Annotated in this window: 15 protein-coding genes and 6 tRNA genes; 16 read left to right on the top strand and 5 right to left on the bottom strand. The window is 63.3% G+C overall.

Going from position 1 to position 19,834, the window contains the following annotated elements; all coding sequences use genetic code 11:
- Positions 1–50: 50 nt before the first annotated feature.
- Positions 51–1,247 carry an amino acid aminotransferase gene (locus ABE528_RS10065; protein WP_152959153.1) on the bottom strand — a complete coding sequence of 399 codons (1,197 nt, stop codon included), beginning with the start codon at positions 1,245–1,247 and terminating at the stop codon, positions 51–53.
- 287 nt (positions 1,248–1,534) lie between these two features.
- Here ABE528_RS10065 and uvrB point away from each other — a divergent pair, with 287 nt between their 5' ends.
- Complete coding sequence (gene uvrB, locus ABE528_RS10060; RefSeq protein WP_152959154.1) at positions 1,535–3,550, top strand: excinuclease ABC subunit UvrB; 2,016 nt, start codon at positions 1,535–1,537, stop codon at positions 3,548–3,550.
- A 57-nt stretch (positions 3,551–3,607) separates the two neighbouring features.
- Here uvrB and ABE528_RS10055 read toward each other — a convergent pair whose 3' ends face one another.
- Complete coding sequence (locus ABE528_RS10055) at positions 3,608–5,158, bottom strand: MDR family MFS transporter (RefSeq protein ID WP_152959155.1); 1,551 nt, start codon at positions 5,156–5,158, stop codon at positions 3,608–3,610.
- Complete coding sequence (locus ABE528_RS10050; protein ID WP_346652827.1) at positions 5,148–6,203, bottom strand: HlyD family secretion protein; 1,056 nt, start codon at positions 6,201–6,203, stop codon at positions 5,148–5,150. The genes ABE528_RS10055 and ABE528_RS10050 overlap by 11 nt, the downstream gene beginning before the upstream one ends.
- 142 nt (positions 6,204–6,345) lie before the next feature.
- Here ABE528_RS10050 and gltX point away from each other — a divergent pair, with 142 nt between their 5' ends.
- From gltX to ABE528_RS09990, 12 genes are all read left to right on the top strand, one after another.
- Positions 6,346–7,827 (top strand): glutamate--tRNA ligase, encoded by a 1,482-nt coding sequence (gene gltX, locus ABE528_RS10045; RefSeq protein ID WP_152959157.1) that lies wholly within the window; start codon positions 6,346–6,348, stop codon positions 7,825–7,827.
- A 233-nt stretch (positions 7,828–8,060) separates the two neighbouring features.
- Positions 8,061–8,136 (top strand) — tRNA-Ala (locus tag ABE528_RS10040).
- 72 nt (positions 8,137–8,208) lie between these two features.
- Positions 8,209–8,284, top strand: a tRNA-Glu gene (locus tag ABE528_RS10035).
- Positions 8,285–8,337: 53 nt separating this feature from the next.
- Positions 8,338–8,413: transfer RNA gene (locus ABE528_RS10030), tRNA-Ala, on the top strand.
- Positions 8,414–8,454: 41 nt separating this feature from the next.
- A tRNA-Glu gene (locus ABE528_RS10025) sits at positions 8,455–8,530 on the top strand.
- A gap of 62 nt (positions 8,531–8,592) precedes the next feature.
- Positions 8,593–8,668 (top strand) — tRNA-Ala (locus ABE528_RS10020).
- Between the two features lie 42 nt (positions 8,669–8,710).
- Positions 8,711–8,786: transfer RNA gene (locus ABE528_RS10015), tRNA-Glu, on the top strand.
- A 172-nt stretch (positions 8,787–8,958) separates the two neighbouring features.
- Positions 8,959–9,498, top strand: a complete 540-nt coding sequence (locus ABE528_RS10010; protein WP_152958728.1) for a TetR/AcrR family transcriptional regulator — start codon at positions 8,959–8,961, stop codon at positions 9,496–9,498.
- A gap of 24 nt (positions 9,499–9,522) precedes the next feature.
- Positions 9,523–10,350, top strand: coding sequence for an alpha/beta fold hydrolase (locus tag ABE528_RS10005; protein ID WP_152958729.1), 828 nt, complete (start codon positions 9,523–9,525; stop codon positions 10,348–10,350).
- Between the two features lie 43 nt (positions 10,351–10,393).
- On the top strand, positions 10,394–10,828 hold the full coding sequence (locus ABE528_RS10000) for a thioesterase family protein (protein ID WP_085675562.1): 435 nt from the start codon (positions 10,394–10,396) through the stop codon (positions 10,826–10,828).
- A gap of 50 nt (positions 10,829–10,878) precedes the next feature.
- Positions 10,879–11,850: a tRNA-dihydrouridine synthase gene (locus ABE528_RS09995; RefSeq protein WP_346652826.1), complete on the top strand. Its 972-nt coding sequence runs from the start codon at positions 10,879–10,881 to the stop codon at positions 11,848–11,850.
- Between the two features lie 172 nt (positions 11,851–12,022).
- A complete protein-coding gene (locus tag ABE528_RS09990; protein WP_152958732.1) occupies positions 12,023–12,466 on the top strand; it encodes an Hsp20 family protein in 444 nt (147 codons plus the stop codon).
- Between the two features lie 49 nt (positions 12,467–12,515).
- On the opposite strand, the gene ABE528_RS09985 is transcribed toward ABE528_RS09990, so the two are convergent.
- A complete protein-coding gene (locus ABE528_RS09985; protein WP_152958733.1) occupies positions 12,516–15,812 on the bottom strand; it encodes a PAS domain S-box protein in 3,297 nt (1,098 codons plus the stop codon).
- 61 nt (positions 15,813–15,873) lie between these two features.
- Positions 15,874–16,752 (bottom strand): LysR family transcriptional regulator, encoded by an 879-nt coding sequence (locus tag ABE528_RS09980; RefSeq protein WP_346652825.1) that lies wholly within the window; start codon positions 16,750–16,752, stop codon positions 15,874–15,876.
- Positions 16,753–16,883: 131 nt separating this feature from the next.
- On the opposite strand from ABE528_RS09980, the gene leuC reads away from it, so the two are divergent.
- The 3 genes from leuC to ABE528_RS09965 all read left to right on the top strand — a co-directional run bounded on the left by leuC (position 16,884) and on the right by ABE528_RS09965 (position 19,814).
- Positions 16,884–18,317: a 3-isopropylmalate dehydratase large subunit gene (gene leuC / locus ABE528_RS09975; RefSeq protein ID WP_103449728.1), complete on the top strand. Its 1,434-nt coding sequence runs from the start codon at positions 16,884–16,886 to the stop codon at positions 18,315–18,317.
- Positions 18,314–18,958, top strand: a complete 645-nt coding sequence (leuD, locus tag ABE528_RS09970; RefSeq protein WP_152958735.1) for a 3-isopropylmalate dehydratase small subunit — start codon at positions 18,314–18,316, stop codon at positions 18,956–18,958. Before leuC ends, leuD begins: the two co-directional genes overlap by 4 nt.
- Before the next feature lie 91 nt (positions 18,959–19,049).
- Positions 19,050–19,814 (top strand): class I SAM-dependent methyltransferase, encoded by a 765-nt coding sequence (locus ABE528_RS09965; RefSeq protein WP_152958736.1) that lies wholly within the window; start codon positions 19,050–19,052, stop codon positions 19,812–19,814.
- The last annotated feature ends 20 nt before the right edge of the window (positions 19,815–19,834 follow it).

Genomic DNA, 19,834 nt, shown 5'->3' with positions numbered 1-19,834 from the left:
CTTACCGATTGCCAGGAGGAAGTCAAGCGACCTCCTGGCAAATCAATCAGTTACAGCACTTCAACGATGGCTTTGGTAACCACGTGAATGTTGCTCTGGTTCAGCGCGGCGACAGCGATACGACCGGTGTCCAGGGCGTAGATGCCAAAGTCGTTCTTCAGGCGAGCAACCTGCTCAACGGTCAGGCCCGAGTAGGAGAACATGCCCACCTGGCGGCCGACGAAGCTGAAATCGCGGTTGGCGCCGTATTCGGCCAGCAGCGATACCATCTGCTTGCGCATGCCATGGATGCGCTCGCGCATCTCGCCCAGCTCGGCTTCCCACATCTGGCGCAGTTCGGCACTGTTCAGCACGGTGGCGACGATGGTTGCGCCGTGGGTCGGCGGGTTGGAGTAGGTGGTGCGGATCACGCGCTTGACCTGCGACAGCACGCGGGTGCTTTCGTCTTTCGAGGCGGTGACGATCGACAGTGCGCCAACGCGCTCGCCGTACAGCGAGAACGACTTGGAGAACGAGCTGGAGACGAAGAACTCCAGGCCCGACTCGGCGAACAGGCGCACGGCGAAGGCGTCTTCGGCGATGCCGTCACCGAAGCCCTGGTAGGCCATGTCGAGGAATGGCACGTGGCCCTTGGCCTTGACCACTTCCAGAACGTTTTTCCAGTCGTCCAGGGTCAGGTCGACGCCGGTCGGGTTGTGGCAGCAGGCGTGCAGCACGACGATCGAGCCGGACGGCAGGGCGTTGAGGTCCTCGAGCATGCCGGCGCGGTTGACGTCGTTGCTCGGGGCGTCGTAGTAACGGTAGTTCTGTACCGGGAAACCCGCGCTTTCGAACAGCGCACGATGGTTTTCCCAGCTCGGGTCGCTGATGGCCACCACGGCATTCGGCGAAATGCGCTTGAGGAAGTCGGCGCCGATTTTCAGAGCGCCAGTGCCGCCCACGGCCTGCACGGTGACCACGCGGCCAGCGGCCAGCAGTGGCGATTCGGCCCCGAACAGCAGTTTCTGCACGGCCTGGTCGTAGGTGGCGATACCATCGATCGGCAGGTAGCCGCGCGAGGCGTGCTGGGCAGCACGCTGGGTCTCGGCTTCGATCACGGCGCGCAGCAGCGGAATGCGGCCTTCCTCATTGCAGTAGACGCCTACGCCCAGGTTGACCTTGTCGGTACGTGGGTCGGCGTTGAATGCTTCGTTGAGGCCCAGGATAGGGTCGCGGGGTGCCAGCTCGACAGCGGAAAACAGGCTCATTGTTACTTCGGCTCTGATTGGAGAGTGATAGGGCGTACACGCTCCAGCCGAATGCACTGAAGCGGTGCACAAACGGGGAGTCAGTATAGTGATACCGACCGGTCACTGCGACAGCTTGGCACAGGTTTTCCGGCGATTTGCGCAAATATTTTTTGACCATTGGTCGAAATGCCCGGTCCACCGTAATGCGCGCTCACAGCCTGGCCTTGATTCCGGCCCCCGGCGGGCGCATTTGGGTATAGACTACTGGCTAAATTTACAGTTGCTGCGTTACCGCGAGGTCCGTCATGTCCGAGTTCCAGCTCGTCACCCGTTTCCAGCCGGCCGGCGACCAGCCCGAGGCCATCCGCCAGATGGTCGAGGGTATCGACGCGGGCCTGTCGCACCAGACCCTGCTCGGGGTGACCGGTTCGGGCAAGACCTTCAGCATCGCCAACGTCATCCAGCAGGTGCAGCGGCCAACCCTGGTGCTGGCGCCGAACAAGACCCTGGCGGCGCAACTGTATGGCGAGTTCAAGGCATTCTTCCCGAACAACGCAGTCGAGTACTTCGTCTCCTACTACGACTACTACCAGCCAGAGGCCTACGTGCCGTCGTCGGACACCTTCATCGAGAAGGATGCCTCGATCAACGACCACATCGAACAGATGCGCCTGTCGGCGACCAAGGCGCTGCTGGAACGGCGCGATGCGATCATCGTCACCACGGTGTCGTGCATCTACGGCCTGGGCAGCCCCGAGACCTACCTGAAGATGGTCCTGCACGTAGACCGCGGCGACAAACTCGACCAGCGCGCCTTGTTGCGCCGGCTGGCCGACCTGCAATACACCCGCAACGAGATGGATTTCGCCCGTGCCACGTTCCGTGTGCGTGGGGACGTGATCGACATCTTCCCGGCCGAATCCGACCTTGAGGCCATCCGCATCGAGCTGTTCGACGACGAGGTCGAGAATATCGCCGCCTTCGACCCGCTGACCGGCGAGGTCTTCCGCAAGCTGCCACGCTTTACCTTCTACCCCAAGAGCCACTACGTGACCCCGCGGGAAACCCTGCTGGAGGCGGTGGAGGGCATCAAGGTAGAACTGAAGGACCGGCTCGAGTACCTGCACAAGGCCAACAAGCTGGTCGAAGCCCAGCGCCTGGAGCAGCGCACCCGTTTCGACCTGGAGATGATCCTCGAGCTGGGTTACTGCAACGGCATCGAGAACTACTCGCGCTACCTGTCCGGGCGCCCGGCCGGTGCGCCGCCGCCCACACTCTACGACTACCTGCCGCCTGATGCCCTGCTGGTGATCGACGAGTCCCACGTCAGCGTTCCGCAGGTCGGCGCCATGTACAAGGGCGACCGCTCGCGCAAGGAAACCCTGGTCGAATACGGCTTCCGCCTGCCGTCGGCGCTGGACAACCGGCCGATGCGCTTCGACGAGTGGGAGGATGTCAGCCCGCAGACCATTTTCGTCTCCGCCACCCCAGGCCCCTACGAAGCCGAGCATGCTGGCCGGGTGGTGGAGCAGGTGGTACGCCCGACCGGCCTGGTCGACCCTCAGGTCGAGATTCGCCCGGCGTTGACTCAGGTGGATGACTTGTTGTCGGAGATTCGCAAACGTGTCGCGGCAGGCGAACGGGTGCTCGCCACCACGCTGACCAAGCGCATGGCCGAGGACCTCAGTGACTACCTGGCCGACCACGATGTGCGAGTCCGTTACCTGCATTCGGACATCGACACCGTGGAGCGCGTGGAGATCATCCGCGACCTGCGCCTGGGCACCTTTGATGTGCTGGTGGGCATCAACCTGCTGCGCGAAGGCCTGGACATGCCCGAGGTATCGCTGGTGGCGATTCTCGATGCCGACAAAGAGGGCTTCCTGCGTTCCGAGCGCTCGCTGATCCAGACCATCGGCCGCGCCGCGCGGAACCTCAATGGCCGGGCGATCCTGTATGCCGACAACATCACCGGCTCCATGCAGCGTGCCATCGACGAGACGGAGCGGCGCCGCGAGAAGCAGATCGCTTTCAACCAGGCCAATGGCATCGTGCCCAAGGGCGTGGTCAAGGACATCACCGATATCATGGAAGGCGCCACCGTGCCCGGCGCGCGCAGCAAGAAGCGCAAGGGCATGGCCAAGGCAGCCGAGGAGAGCGCCCGTTACGAGGCCGAGCTGCGCACGCCGGGCGAGATCACCAAGCGCATCAAGCAGCTGGAAGAGAAGATGATGCAGTTTGCCCGCGACCTGGAATTCGAAGCCGCCGCGCAACTGCGTGACGAGATTACCCAGCTGCGCGAGCGCCTGATCACCAGCTGATTACCCGTTGGCTGTACCGGCCTCTTTGCCGCACCGCCGCGAAGAGGCCGGTACAGACTAATGAGCTTCCCCAGCCTTCAACCCTTCCGGCAGCTTGCGGGTCAACAACACCGCAACCATGCTTACCGCCAGCCCGATCCCGACAAAGTGGAAGGCATCGTTGTAGGCCATGATCAGCGCCTGCTGGTGGGCAATCTCGCTCAGTTTGCCCAGCGCCGCATTGTCGTTGCCCAGCCGTTCCGCCAACTGTGCCAGCCGTTCGGCCACCTGCGGGTTGCTCGGCACCACCGACTCCCTCAGGTAATCGAAGTACACCTTGGTCCGCGCATCCAGCAAGGTCGCCAGCAAGGCAATGCCGATCGCACCGCCGAGGTTGCGCAGGATGTTGAACAGGCTTGAAGCCGACCCGGCATCCTGAGGCTGGATGTACGCTGTGGCGATCAGCGAAATGGTCACCATGATCATTGGCTGGCCGAGGGCGCGGATGATCTGGATGTGGTTGAACTGCGGCCCGGCAAAGTCCGGGTTCAGCACCCCCGAACCAAAGCTGGCGACACCGAACAGGCAGAAGCCGAGGGCGCACAGCAACTTGGGCGACACCACCTTCATCAGCTGCGGCACCAGCGGAATCAGAAACAGCTGCGGGATGCCCATCCACATGATCACTTCGCCGATCTGCAGGGCGTTGTAGCCCTGGATCTGTGCCAGGTACAGCGGCAGCAGGTAGATCGACCCATAAAGCCCCACGCCCATGCCCAGGCTGGCAATGCTCGACAGGCCGAAGTTGCGGTTGCCGAGGATGCGCAGGTTGATCAAGGGGTGTGGCTTGGAAAGCTGCAGGATGACGAAGGTGATCAAGCTGATCAGGGCAACAGCTGCCAGGCTGACGATCAGGTTGGACTCCAGCCAGTCCTTGCGGTGGCCCTCTTCAAGGAAAACCTGCAGGCAGCCCAGCCCCACGCCGAGGGTGACGATGCCGGCATAATCGGTGCTTTTCAGCAGTTCCCAGTGCGCTTCCTTCTTCTCCAGCCCGTAGAGCAGGCCGGCGATCATCACCAGCCCGGGCGGGATGTTGATGTAGAAGATGTACTCCCAGCCCCAGTTCTCGGTCAGCCAGCCGCCAAGGGTCGGCCCGATCGACGGGGCGAAGGTGGCGGTCATGGCGAACATGGCCATGCCTTTGGCACGGTGGTGCTCGGGCAACTTGATCAGGGTCAGGGTGAACGCCAGCGGGATCAGCGCGCCGCCAGTGAAGCCCTGCAGGGCCCGGAACAGGATCATGCTCTCGAGGTTCCAGGCCATCGAGCACAGCAGCGAGGACAGCAGGAAGCCGGCAGACACCCACACCGCCAGGCGCCGCGCCGACAGCAACTGCACCAGCCAAGCGGTCAGCGGAATCATGATGATCTCCGCCACCAGGTACGAGGTGGAAATCCACGAGCCTTCCTCCAGGGTCGCTGACAGCGCGCCCTGGATATCCTTGAGCGAGGAGTTGGTGATCTGGATGTCCAGCACCGCCATGAAGGCACCCAGCATCACGCTCATGACCGCGATCCAGTCGCGCCGGGTCGGCTCCGCAGTCGGGCGGAGCAGTTGATCACCGGCCATCGTGGCCTTCGTCTTCGCGGCGCAGGTCGACGGTGGCGGTGACCGACATGCCGGGGCGAATACGCCCATGCAGCGGGTTGTCGGCGGCGAACGTCAGCTTCACCGGAATGCGCTGCACCACCTTGGTGAAGTTGCCGGTGGCGTTGTCTGGCGGCAACAGGCTGAACTGCGCGCCGGACGCAGCGAACAGGCTGTCGACGCGGCCTTCGATCGGGGTGTCGGGGTAGCTGTCGAACAGCAGTTCGGCGCGCTGGCCGGGCTGCATCTTGCCGATCTGGGTTTCCTTGAAGTTGGCCTGCACCCAGATGTGTTCATCGGGCACGATCGACAACAGGTAGGCGCCGGCCTGTACCACTTGGCCATTGCGGGCATTGCGCTGGCCGATGGTGCCGCTGAGCGGCGCGCGGATCTCGCAGCGGCTCAGGTTCAGTTCGGCCTGGGCCAGGTCGGCGCGGGCATTGGCAATCTGCGCGTCGAGGCGCTTGAGGTCAGCGGTCAAGGCGTTGATCTGCTGGCGTTGGCTTTGCAGGTCGGCGCGGGCCTTGTCGACCTGGGAGCCGGCCACGTGGCTGTCTGCCGACAGGGTGGTCACCCTTTCTTCAGAGATGAAGCCGGGCTTGCGCAGTTTTTCGGCGCGGTTCAGGTCCAGGCGCGAGCGGTCGAAGGTGGCCTGGTTGGCGGCCACCTGTGCCTGACCGGCGGCGATCAGGCTGCCTTGTTGGGTCAGCCGGCTTTGCGCCTGGGCATATTCGGCTTCGCGGGTGGCCAGGGCGGCGCGGGCGCGCTCAATGGCCAGCTCGAAGTCGGCGGCCTCCAGGCGCACCAGCAGGTCGCCTTTGTTGACGTGCTGGTTGTCGTCGACCCGGACCTCGTCGATGCGTGCGCCGAGCTGGCTGGAGATACGGGTGATTTCGCCCTGCACGTAGGCGTTGTCGGTGCTCTCGTAGAAACGGCCTTTGAAATACCACTCGGCCAGGAAGGCGAGGGCGATGAGGGCCACCAGGGTGAAGAAGATCGCCAGGCGGCGTTTGAGTTGGGCAGGCATGAGGACTATCGTTCCAGAAATGTAATTAAATTTAACAGCGGCAGATGGCCAGCCGACAAGTGTCGTTCGCGCCATTGCTGGAGCCCGGTGCCTGCTCCCTGCTAACATCCCGCCTTTGTTTCATCTTTCGTTCGAGACTCTCATGACCACCGTTCGCACGCGTATCGCGCCATCGCCCACTGGCGACCCCCATGTCGGCACCGCCTACATCGCCCTGTTCAACTACTGCTTTGCCAAGCAGCACGGCGGTGAGTTCATCCTGCGTATCGAAGACACCGACCAGTTGCGCTCCACGCGCGAGTCGGAACAGCAGATCTTCGACGCCTTGCGCTGGCTCGGCATCGAATGGAACGAAGGCCCGGATGTCGGCGGCCCGCACGGCCCGTACCGGCAGAGCGAGCGTGGCGAGATTTACGCCAAGTACGCCAAGGAGCTGGTCGATGCCGGCCATGCCTTCTACTGCTTCTGCACCGCCGAAGAGCTGGAGCAGATGCGCGCCGAGCAGATGGCCCGTGGTGAAACCCCGCGCTACGACGGCCGTGCCCTGCTGTTGAGCGCCGAAGAAGTGCAGCGCCGCCTGGCCGCTGGCGAGCCGCACGTGATCCGCATGAAGGTGCCGAGCGAAGGCATCTGCGTGGTGCCGGACATGCTCCGTGGCGATGTCGAAATTCCATGGGACCGCATGGACATGCAGGTGCTGATGAAGAACGACGGCCTGCCGACCTACTTCCTGGCCAACGTGGTCGATGACCACCTGATGGGCATCACTCACGTCCTGCGTGGCGAAGAGTGGCTGCCGTCGGCGCCGAAGCTGATCAAGCTGTACGAGTACTTCGGTTGGGAGCAGCCGAAGCTGTGCTACATGCCGCTGCTGCGTAACCCGGACAAGTCCAAGCTGTCCAAGCGCAAGAACCCGACGTCGGTGACCTTCTACGAGCGCATGGGCTTCATGCCCGAGGCCATGCTCAACTACCTGGGCCGCATGGGTTGGTCGATGCCGGACGAGCGCGAGAAGTTCTCCCTGGCCGAGATGGTCGAGCACTTCGACCTGTCGCGCATTTCCCTGGGTGGCCCGATCTTCGACATCGAGAAGCTGTCCTGGCTCAACGGCCAGTGGCTGCGTGAGTTGCCGGTGGAAGAATTCGCGGCGCGCGTACAGAAGTGGGCGTTCAACAGCGACTACATGATGAAGATCGCCCCGCATGTGCAGGGCCGGGTCGAGACTTTCAGCCAGGTCGCCCCGCTGGGTGGTTTCTTCTTCGAAGGCGCGCTCAAGCTCGATGCCAAGCTGTTCGAAAGCAAGAAGCTGTCCGCCGACCAGGTGCGCCAGGTGATGCAGCTGATCCTGTGGAAACTGGAAAGCCTGCGCCAGTGGGAGAAAGAGCGCATCACCGGCTGCATCCAGGCCGTGGTCGAAGCGCTGGAACTGAAGCTGCGTGACGCCATGCCGCTGATGTTCGCCGCCATTACCGGCCAGGCTAGCTCGGTGTCGGTGCTCGATGCCATGGAAATCCTTGGCCCTGACCTGACTCGCTACCGTCTGCGCCAGGCCCTGGACCTGCTCGGTGGTGTGTCGAAGAAAGAAAACAAGGAATGGGAAAAGCTGCTGGCGACCATCGCCTGAGGCTTGCCCATGGCACTTGCAGGAGCAGGCTCGCCTGCTCCTGCGGGAGCGAATACCCCCAGGCAGCGGGGCAGGGCGGTAAGTGATTGTTATCTGTGAAAAAAATTTTGAATATTTTCAAAAATTAGTTTGACAGCCCTGCAATCCGATCTTAATATGCGCCCCGTCCACAGCGATGAACGAAAACGAAACGCCAGGCACCCAGCCAGCGCTTCTGTTCAGAGCGACATTGTGGGGCTATAGCTCAGCTGGGAGAGCGCCTGCATGGCATGCAGGAGGTCAGCGGTTCGATCCCGCTTAGCTCCACCAAATTCCGTTTGATAGCCAAGGCTGTCAAGCAAGACCGGGTCCAGCAACCGGGTCTTGAAGGTAAGAAGGTTCGTCCCCTTCGTCTAGTGGCCTAGGACACCGCCCTTTCACGGCGGTAACAGGGGTTCGAGTCCCCTAGGGGACGCCAGTTTTGCACAAGCGATGTTTCAGGATGTCGCTGGGCCGAGAGGCTAGAAATCCGGGGCTATAGCTCAGCTGGGAGAGCGCCTGCATGGCATGCAGGAGGTCAGCGGTTCGATCCCGCTTAGCTCCACCAATTTGCCGCGGTTCGCGAAAGCGGATCGGCACGAAGGTTACGTCCCCTTCGTCTAGTGGCCTAGGACACCGCCCTTTCACGGCGGTAACAGGGGTTCGAGTCCCCTAGGGGACGCCACTTTTACCCGCGTTTTGCGGGGCTTAAAAGGCTCGTTCGCATATTGAATGAGCCTTTGTTTCGGGGCTATAGCTCAGCTGGGAGAGCGCCTGCATGGCATGCAGGAGGTCAGCGGTTCGATCCCGCTTAGCTCCACCAATTCTGCCAGGGTTCGATTCATCGAATCTTCGCGAAGGTTACGTCCCCTTCGTCTAGTGGCCTAGGACACCGCCCTTTCACGGCGGTAACAGGGGTTCGAGTCCCCTAGGGGACGCCATTTTTACCCGCGTTTTGCGGGACTTTAAAGGCTCATTCGCTTATTGAATGGGCCTTTTGTTTTTTCCTCCCCAAAATATTCCGGCGCCGACAAATGGCGGCAGATTTTGCTTGCCAAAAAATATGATGAGAATAATATTTCGATCATCATATTTTGAGCGGCGAGCCGGCCAATGAGCGACAAGAAGAGCAAGACCCGCGAACGTATTCTGGAAGCTGCGCGCAGCGCGTTGATCCAGCATGGCCCGGCCGAGCCGAGTGTCAGCCAGGTGATGGGCGCGGCAGGGCTGACCGTTGGCGGGTTCTACGCGCACTTCGAGAGCAAGGACGAGCTCATGCTCGAGGCCTTCCGCCAGTTGCTGAACGAGCGCCGTGCCTTGCTCGCCCAGGTCGACCCGAACCTGGATGGGGAAGGGCGCCGCGCCCTGGTGAGTGCCTTCTATCTGTCGCGCAAGCACCGTGACGCCGAAGTGCATGCCTGTCCGCTACCTAACTCGCTCGGTGAGATGCAACGCCTGCCAGAAGCGTTCCGCGAGGTGCTGGCCGAGCATATCGAGCTGATGACCGCGGCCATGGTCGACCGCCCGGAAGACGCCGACAAGGCCTTGGCTGACCTGGCCCTGATGATCGGTGGCTTGGCCCTGGCGCGGGCCTTGGGCCCGGTTGAGCTGTCCGACCGCATTCTACGTGCCGCCAAGTCGGCAGTTCTCTGATACCCCTGATCCTGGAGCAAGGCGATGACTACCCTGAGCTGGATTCGTGGCGTAAATGGCACCCTGGGTCGACTGGCCCCTGAGCACGTCGCCAGCAAGATGCGCCGTGCCTTCATGACCCCGCGCAACCTGCCGCCCCGGCAATGGGAGCTGCCGCTGCTGGCCAGCGCCGAGCGCATCACCTTGCGCTTCGGCCTGTCGGCCTTGCGCTGGGGCAAGGGGCCGACGGTGTTGCTGATGCATGGCTGGGAAGGGCGCCCAACCCAGTTTGCGGCATTGATCGAAACCCTGGTGCAGGCCGGGCACACCGTGGTGTCGCTGGAAGGGCCGGCCCATGGCCGTTCGCCCGGCCAGCAGGCGCACGTGGTGCTGTTTGCCCGGGCGCTGCTGGAAGCGGCTGCCGAATTGCCGCCGCTGCGTGCCGTGATTGGTCACTCCATGGGCGGTGCCAGTGTGTTGCTGGCCCTGCAGATGGGGCTGCGTGCCGAGGCTGCAGTGAGCATTGCGGCGCCAGCGCAGCTGCTCGGTGTGCTGCGTGGTTTTGCCCATCGCCTGGGTTTGCCGGCGCGGGCCAGGGCGGCGTTCATTCGCCAGGTCGAGCAGGATGTCGGCATGCAGATCGCCCGTCTCGACGTCAATGGCTACCAGCTGGAGCTGCCGGGGCTGGTGGTGCATGCGGTGGATGACGCACTGGTGCCTGCCGGTGAAGCGCAGGTCATTCACAAGGCCTGGTTCGATAGCCGGCTCATGCTGCTGGAGGAGGGCGGGCACCAACGTGTGCTGGCTGACCCGCGTCTGAGCGATGCGGTGTTGGAGCTGCTGGCCCGTGAACCTTCGCGGCAGAGTGCCTGAACATCCGTTACACTCGGCCCGTTCACTGATATTGGGAGCGGGCATGAGCTGGGACCTGGCAACGCCATTCATCATCGACCTGCGCGTCGGTAGCGAGGACATCGACGGCCTCGGTCACGCCAACAACGCGGTCTACGTCACCTGGCTGGAGCGCTGCGCCTGGCGCCACTCCCAGCGCCTGGGCCTGGACCTGGCCGAATATCGGCGCCTGGACCGGGCCATGGCGGTGGTACGCCACGAGATCGACTACCTGGCCGCGGGCTACGAGGACGATGAGCTGCAACTGGCCACCTGGATCATCGACTGGGACCAGCGCCTGCGCATGACCCGGCGCTTCCAGCTCAAGCGCCCGCGCGACGGCGTGACCTTGCTGCGTGCGCAGACCACCTTCGCCTGCATTGAGCTGTCCAGCGGCAAGCCCAAGCGCATGCCGGCCGAGTTTCTCGACGGTTACGGGCCGGCGCTGATCGGCAGCTGAAGTAACGGCATTTTTTGCTAGACTGCCGCCTTTTTCGCCGAGACCCAGACATGCAAATTGCCCTGGCCCCCATGGAGGGGCTGGTCGACAACATCCTGCGCGACGTCCTGACCCGAGTGGGTGGCATCGATTGGTGCGTCACCGAGTTCATCCGCGTGTGCGACCGCCTGCTGCCGGCGTCTTCATTCGACAAGCTCGCCCCAGAGCTGCGCCAGGGCGCGCGCACCGCCGCTGGTGTGCCGATGCGCGTGCAGTTGCTGGGTTCGGACCCTGTATGCCTGGCGGAAAACGCCGCGCTGGCATGCGAGTTGGGCGCGCCGGTCATCGACCTGAACTTCGGCTGCCCGGCCAAGACCGTGAACAAGTCGCGTGGCGGCGCGGTGCTGCTCAAGGAGCCGGAGCTGTTGCATGCCATCGTCCGTGAAGTGCGCCGCGCGGTGCCCGCGCATATCCCGGTCACTTCCAAGATGCGCCTGGGCTTCGACAGCCCGGATGGGGCGCTGGATTGCGCCACGGCCTTGGTCGAGGGCGGCTCGGCGCACCTGGTGGTGCATGCGCGGACCAAGGTCGAAGGCTACAAGCCGCCCGCCCACTGGGAGTGGGTGGCGCGGGTACAGGATGTGGTCCGGGTGCCGGTGTTTGCCAACGGTGAAATCTGGACCGTCGACGACTGGCGGCGTTGCCGCGAGGTCAGCGGTGCGCAAGACATCATGCTGGGGCGAGGGCTGGTGTCGCGCCCGGACCTGGCCCTGCAGATCGCCGCAGCGCGTGACGGGCATGAATACCAGCCGATGAGCTGGGCTGAGCTGCTGCCGTTGCTGCGCGAGTTCTGGCGCCAGGCCCAGGCCAAGCTGTCGCCGCGCTATGCGCCGGGGCGGATGAAGCAGTGGCTGGCGATGCTGACCCGTGGTTATCCCGAGGCGGTGGTGCTGTTTGCCGAGTTGCGGCGCGAGGACGATTGCGCGCGGATCAGCCGGTTGCTTGGGGTTGATGCAACCACCTTTGAGGCCTGTGTAGCCTGAACTGGCCTCTTCGCGTCGAACCGCCGCAAAGGGGCCATCGGCTCAAACGCTGAATTCAAATTTTTTTTACTGTCCCCTTGAAAGCTTTTTTGCTGGCCATATTTCTTCAGTACGCGATGCCGAAGTCGGGTCGCGCAATGACTTACTTGCTGAATTTCAGGAGTTTATGACCATGACTAGCGCTTTCTCTCTCGCTCCACTGTTCCGCCATTCCGTTGGCTTCGACCGTTTCAACGACCTGTTCGAGTCTGCGGCACGCAATGAGGCGGGTAGCAGCTACCCACCCTACAACGTGGAAAAACATGGCGATGACCACTATCGCATCGTGGTTGCCGCAGCCGGTTTCCAGGAACAGGACCTCGACCTGCAAGTCGAAAAGGGTGTCCTGACGGTGATCGGCGGCAAGCGCGAAAACGACGCTGCTGAAGTGACCTACCTGCACCAGGGCATTGCCCAGCGTGCCTTCAAGCTGTCGTTCCGCCTGGCTGACCACATCGAGGTGAAATCGGCGGGCCTGGCCAACGGCCTGCTCAGCATCGACCTGCTGCGCATCGTGCCTGAAGAGGCCAAGGCCAAGCGTATCCCGATCAATGGCGACAAGCCGGCACTGAACTGAGTTCGGTAAGAAGACAGAAAGGGCACCTTCGGGTGCCCTTTTTGCGTTTTCAGTAATCCGCCGGTGCTTCCAGCAACATCTGCCTGAACTCCGGCAGTGGTAGTGGTCGGCTGTGCAGGTAACCCTGATACAGGTGGCAGCCCAGGCGTTCGAGAAACGCCAGTTGCTCGGTCAGCTCCACCCCCTCGGCAATCACTGCCAGGTCAAGGCTGCGGGCCATGGCCACGATGGCGCGGACAATCTCGGCATCATTGGGGTCGTCCGGGGCGTCGCGGACGAACGTCTGGTCGATTTTCAGCGCGTCCACCGGCAGGCGCTTGAGATAAGTCAGCGAGGAATAGCCGGTGCCGAAGTCATCCATGGCAAAGCTCACGCCATAGCGCTTGAGTTCACGCATCTTGCTGATGGTGTCTTCCAGGTTCTGGATGACGATGCCCTCGGTGATCTCCAGCTTCAGCATTTTTCGCGGCAGGCGGTAGTCGTCCAGGCTGCGCAGTACCCGCTGGACGAAGTCGTTCTGGCGGAACTGCCGCGGGCTGATGTTCACGCACAGGCTGAAGTCATCGGCATTGATCAGGCGGTCTTCCAGCATGCGCGCGCAGGCGTCACAGGCTTCGTCGAGGATCCAGCTGCCAACTTCCAGTATCAGGCCGCTTTCTTCCAGCACCTGGATAAACTGCGCCGGGGGTTGCTGGCCCAGTTGCGGATGGTGCCAGCGCAGCAGCACTTCGGCACCGACGATGCGATTGTCGCGGGCATCGACCTGGGGCTGGAAATGCAAGGCCAGTTCGCCGCGGGCCAGCGCCAGGCGCAGGTCGCTTTCCATGCGCAGGCGTTCGCTGGCGGCCTTCTGCATGGTGGTATGGAACAGTTGGGTGGTGTTGCGCCCTGAATCCTTGGCCCGGTACAGGGCGATATCGGCGCGCTTGAGCAGGTCGGCCGGCGTCGCACCATGGTCGGGGATCAGCGCCACGCCGATGCTGGGTGTCACCTGCAGGCGCTGGCCGTCCAGCGACATCGGTTCGGCGAGCAGTTCGCGCAGGGTGTCGGCCAGCTCGCGGACCTTGCCTTCCACCGCTTCGCGGCTGCCTTCCAGGCCACTGAGCAGCACCACGAACTCATCGCCGCCCAGACGTGCCACGGTGTCTTCCAGGCGCACACTGGCCTCCAGGCGTGCAGTGATGATCTTCAGCACGGTGTCGCCCACCGGGTGCCCAAGCGAGTCGTTGATGTGCTTGAAGTGGTCGAGGTCGAGGAACAGCAGCGCGCCACGCAGGTTGTGGCGGCGCAACAGGGCAATCTGCTGGCTCAGGCGGTCCATCAGCAAGGCGCGGTTGGGCAGGTTGGTCAGCGGGTCGTGGTAGGCCAGGTGACGGATCTGCGCCTGGGCGTTCTTCAGCTGGCTGACATCACGGGCGGTCAGCAGCAAGCAGTCGGCCTCATTGAGGCTGATCGGCTCCACCGACACCTCCACGGTGAGGATGTCGCCGCGCTTGTTGCGCCCGAGCATTTCCCGGTGGTGCACCCGGCCACGTTCCTTGAGCTCGCTGAGCAAGGCGCTGCGCTGCTTGTCGTCGGCCCAGATGCCGATTTCGTAGACGCTGCGGCCGATCACTTCGTCGGCGCTGTAACCGGTCAGGCGGCAGAAGCCGTCGTTGACCTCCAGGTAGCGGCCACTGCGGCGTTCGGTGATGGTGATGGCGTCGGGGCTGGAGTGGAAGGCCTTGGCGAACTTCTCTTCGCTGGCCTTGAGTGCCGCCTCGGCACGTTGCTGCTGGGTGATGTCGCGCAGAGTGGTGACGCTGCACGGCTGGTCATCGACGCTGATCAGGCGGCTGGCGATGACGCAGGTCAGCGGCGAGCCATTGCGGTGGTTGACCACTACCGCCACGTTGCTCAGTGCCTGCTCGCGGATCACCCGTTCGATGCGTCGGGCGCGTTCGATCGATTCGGCCCACAGGCCAATCTCTTCGGCGGTGCGGCCGATCACCTGTTCGGCGCTCCAGCCGAAGGTCTGGGTGAAGGCCGGGTTGATCTCGATGAACTGGCCGGTGTCCTGGCGGGTCACGCAGATCGGGTCGGGGCTGACCTGGAACAGGCTGGCGAATTTTTCTTCCGAGGCGCTCAGGCGCTGTTCGCGTTCCACCTGCTCGGTGATGTCGAGCAAGGTGCCAGCCATGCGCAACGGGTTGCCCTGATCGTCGCGGTACAGGCGGGCACGGCTTTCGATGTAGCGCGAGGTGCCGTTTTCCAGCTGCACGCGGTAGGTGATCTGGTAGTTGCCGGCCGGGCCTTCGCGCAGGCTGCGGTAGGCCTGGCGCATGCTGGAGCGTTCGTGTTCCGGCACGCCTTCGAAGAACGAATCGAACGATTCATGGAACGGCACCGGGTCAAGCCCGTGCAGTTGTGCGGCGCGGGCCGAGCCGTAGAGCATGCCGCTGGGGATGTGCCAGTCCCAGGTGCCCAGTTGCGCCGAGTCCAGCGCCAGGTCGAGGCGTTCCTGGCTGTCCTTGAGGGCCTGTTCGGCACGTTTGCGCTCGGTGGTGTCGACGAAGGTGCTGATCAGGTAGGTCACGCCCTCCATCTCGATGCTCTGGGTGCACAGGATGCCGTCGTGGAGCTTGCCGGTGCTGGCGCGGAACTGCACTTCCATGATCGCCGGGCCGTGGTTGGCGCGGGTGGCCTCGATGACCTGGTGGCGTTGTTCGGGGTTGACCCACAGGCCCAGCTCGATGCTGGTCTTGCCGATCACCTGGCCGCCGGGCCAGCCGAACATGTCCTCGAAGTGCTGGTTGACCTCGATGATCATGCCGTCCTGGCGGCGGCTCAGCAGAATGGCGTTGGGGCTCAGGTGGAACAGCGTGGCGAAGCGCTTTTCCGAGTTGATCAGCGCGGTTTCCCGTTCACGCTGGCGGGTGATTTCGCGGATCACCCCGATCATCTGCCTCCGGCCATGGCGGTCATGGGTCAGGCTGCCGTTGATTTCCAGCCAGTGCAAGGTGCCATCCGGCCAACGAATGCGATGGCGCATGGCTTGCTCCACCGGCTCGCCATTGACCACCGCGTGGAACAGCTGGCGGGTACGGGCACGGTCTTCTTCCGGCAACAGGTCAAGGTAATCGATGTCATTGGGCAGCGGGCGTTGCGGGTCGAAGCCGAACAGCGCCTGGGTGCCCCGTGACCAGCTGATCCGGCCAGTGTCGATATCCCATAGCCAGGCGCCCAGGCGTGCGCCATTGAGCGCGGCCAGCAGCTGCGGGGCGTTCTGCCAGGCCTGTTCCGATTCCTGCGGGTCGGCCGCTGGGATGCGCGGCAGGCGCGGAAAGCGATTTGCTGATTTGGGCATTGGTACCAGACCTTTGGCGTGTGACGCGTCCTTGAGTTGGAAATGCCGAGCTGACGACCGGTCAGGCGGACCCTGCGTGGCTGTCGAGCAGGGCCATGAAGGCCCTTGCAGCGTTCGATAGCGTGCGCTCCGTGTGCAGAATGTAGCCTAGCTGGCGCGACAGCTGTATGCCGGGCAAGGCGATGGGTGCAACCTGATCATCCAGCATAGTCCGGGGCAGCACGCTCCACGCCAGGCCGATCGACACCATCATCTTGATGGTCTCCAGGTAGTTGGTGCTCATGGCGATGTTCGGCGTCAGGCCCTGGCTTTCGAACAGGCGCTGGACGATGTGGTGGGTGAACGTGTTGCCACCGGGGAATACCGCCGGGTGGCGGGCGACATCGGCCAGGCTGACCGCCTGGTTGCTGGCCAGTGGGTGCTCGGGTGCCGCCACGAAATCCAGGGCGTCGTCCCAGACTGCAACGGCCTTGACCAGGTGGTGAGGCTCGGGGGCGAGGGTAATGACGGCAATTTCAGCGCGGCCATGGAGGATCTCATCGTAGGCTTGTTCCGAATCCATGAACTGAATATCCAACGCCACAGCCGGGTACTGCCGGGTAAAAGCCCGTAGCAGCGGGGGCAGGCGATGCAAGCCGATGTGGTGGCTGGTGGCCAGGGTGAGTCGACCGCTCACTTCCCCCGTCAAATTGGTCAGCGCCCGTCGGGTATCATCGAGAACGTTGAGGATCTGGTAGGCGCGGGGCAACAGGGCGCGGCCAGCTTCGGTCAGGGTCACTTCGCGACCCAGGCGGTCGAACAGGCGTACGTCCAGTTGCTGTTCCAGGCCGGCGATGCGTTTGCTGATCGCCGGCTGAGTGAGGAACAGGCGTTCGCCAGCACCGGAGAAGCTGCCGGTCTCGGCAATGGCAATGAATGCGCTCAGGTTGGCCAGGTCCACGATTTCGGATTCCTTTTGGTTATCCAAAGCATAAAAAATATGAATTTGAGTTATTCAATCTAACCCCATAGCATCGTCCGTACAAGCCAAGGGGTCTTTGGCATAGAAAGACGCTGATGAGGAACAGTCTGATGGCTGGCAAAACGCTCTACGACAAACTCTGGGAAGCCCATGAGGTCAAGCGCCGTGATGACGGCTCGTCCTTGATCTACATCGACCGCCATATCATTCACGAAGTGACGTCGCCCCAGGCCTTCGAAGGCCTGCGCCTGGCCAACCGCAAGCCGTGGCGCATCGATGCCAACATCGCCACCCCGGACCACAACGTGCCGACCACGCCAGAGCGCAAGGGCGGCATCGAAGCCATCGTCGACCAGGTGTCGCGCCTGCAGGTGCAGACCCTCGATGAGAACTGTGACGAATATGGCATCGTCGAATTCAAGATGAACGACGAACGCCAGGGCATCGTCCACGTCATCAGCCCGGAGCAGGGTGCCACCTTGCCTGGCATGACCGTGGTCTGCGGCGACTCGCACACCTCCACCCACGGCGCTTTCGGTGCCTTGGCCCATGGCATCGGCACGTCCGAGGTCGAGCACGTGCTCGCCACCCAGTGCCTGGTCGCCAAGAAGATGAAGAACATGCTGGTGCGGGTCGAAGGCCAGTTGCCGGCCGGCGTCACCGCCAAGGACATCGTCCTTGCCGTGATCGGCAAGATCGGCACCGCCGGTGGTAACGGCCACGCCATGGAATTCGCCGGCAGCGCCATCCGCGAATTGTCGATGGAAGGCCGCATGACCATCTGCAACATGTCCATCGAAGCCGGTGCCCGTGTTGGCCTGGTTGCGACCGACGCCACCACCGTTGCCTACGTCGAAGGCCGCCCGTATGCGCCGAAGGGCGAGGACTGGAAGCGTGCCGTCGAGGCCTGGAAAGACCTGGTTTCCGACGACGATGCCGTGTTCGACACCGTGGTCGAGCTCGACGCTGCGCAAATCAAGCCGCAAGTCAGCTGGGGCACTTCGCCGGAGATGGTGTTAGCTGTGGATCAGCGCGTGCCGGACCCGGCTGCCGAGCCAGACCTGATCAAGCGTGGTTCGATCGAGCGTGCCCTCAAGTACATGGGCCTCGCCGCCAACCAGGCGATCACCGACATCAAGCTCGACCGCGTATTCATCGGTTCGTGCACCAACTCGCGCATCGAAGACCTGCGCGCCGCTGCCGAGATCGCCAAGGGCCGCAAGGTCGCCGCGACGGTCAAGCAGGCGCTGGTCGTGCCGGGCTCGGGCCTGGTCAAGGCCCAGGCCGAGCGTGAAGGCCTGGACAAGATCTTCCTCGAAGCTGGCTTCGAATGGCGTGAGCCCGGCTGCTCGATGTGTCTGGCGATGAACCCGGACCGCCTGGAAAGCGGCGAGCACTGCGCGTCCACCTCCAACCGCAACTTCGAAGGCCGTCAGGGCGCCGGTGGCCGTACCCACCTGGTCAGCCCGGCCATGGCCGCCGCCGCCGCGGTGACCGGCCACTTCATCGACGTCCGCGAGTTGATCCAAGGGAGCGCAGCATGAAAGCCTTTACCCAGCACACCGGTCTCGTCGCGCCGTTGGATCGTGCCAACGTCGACACCGACCAGATCATCCCCAAGCAGTTTCTCAAGTCGATCAAGCGCACCGGCTTCGGCCCCAACCTGTTCGACGAGTGGCGTTACCTTGATGTCGGCCAGCCATACCAGGACAACAGCAAGCGCCCGCTGAACCAGGAATTCGTGCTCAACCACGCACGTTACCAGGGTGCCAGCGTGCTGCTGGCGCGGGAGAACTTCGGGTGTGGTTCGAGCCGTGAACACGCGCCGTGGGCACTGGACGAATACGGCTTCCGCAGCGTGATCGCACCGAGCTTCGCCGACATATTCTTCAACAACAGCTTCAAGAACGGCTTGCTGCCGATCATCCTCAGCGACGAGGAAGTCGATGAGTTGTTCAAGCAGGTCGAAGCCAACCCGGGCTACCAGCTGACCATCGACCTGCAGGCGCAGGCGGTGACCCGCCCGGATGGCAAGGTGCTGCACTTCGAGATCGACGCATTCCGCAAGCACTGCCTGCTCAATGGCCTGGATGACATCGGCCTGACCCTGCAGGACAGCGACGCGATCAAGGTGTTCGAAGGCAAGCACCGCGCCAGCCAGCCTTGGCTGTTCCGTGATGCCTGACGTTCGTCGTTAGCAATACCGGCCCCTGTGGCAGCGGGCTTGACCCGCCAAGGGGCCGGCCCCGGCAGCAACAACCTAAAGGATTGACCCCATGACCAGCACCACCCACACCGATGTGGTCCAGCGCCAGTTCGGCGAACAGGCCAGCGCCTACCTCAGCAGCGCCGTGCACGCCCAGGGCAGCGAATTCGCGCTGCTGCAGGCTGCACTGGCGGGGCAGGGCAATGCCCGCGTGCTGGACCTGGGTTGCGGTGCCGGTCATGTCAGTTTTCACGTTGCGCCCCTGGTTGCCGAAGTGGTCGCCTACGACCTCTCGCAATCGATGCTCGACGTGGTCGCCAGCGCCGCCAGCGAGCGCGGCCTGGGCAATATCACTACCGAATGCGGTGCCGCCGAACGCCTGCCGTTCGCCGACGCTTCGTTCGATTTCGTCTTCAGCCGCTATTCGGCGCACCACTGGAGCGACCTCGGCGTGGCCCTGCGCGAAGTGCGCCGGGTGCTCAAGCCGGGCGGCGTGGCCGCGTTCATCGACGTGATGTCGCCGGGCAGCCCGTTGCTCGACACCTACCTGCAGACCGTGGAAGTGCTGCGCGACACCAGTCACGTGCGCGACTACTCCGCCGCCGAATGGCAGCGCCAGGTCAGTGAAGCCGGCCTGCACGTGCGCAGCCACACGCGCCAGCCGCTGCGCCTGGAGTTCAGCAGCTGGGTCGAGCGCATGCGCACCCCGGAGCCGATGCGTGTTGCCATCCTCCAATTGCAGCAAGCCATGGGCGAAGAAGTACGGCAGTATTACCAGATCGAGGCCGATGGCTCGTTCAGCACCGATGTGCTGGTGCTGTGGGCCGAGCGATAAGCACTTTTCGGTGGGGCCCG

The sequence above is a fragment of the Pseudomonas sp. TWI628 genome (genome assembly GCF_039673865.1).
In the GTDB taxonomy this organism is placed as follows: Bacteria; Pseudomonadota; Gammaproteobacteria; order Pseudomonadales; family Pseudomonadaceae; genus Aquipseudomonas.
Note: the sequence above shows the minus strand (reverse complement) of the source record. Positions and strands in the feature narration are given on the sequence as shown.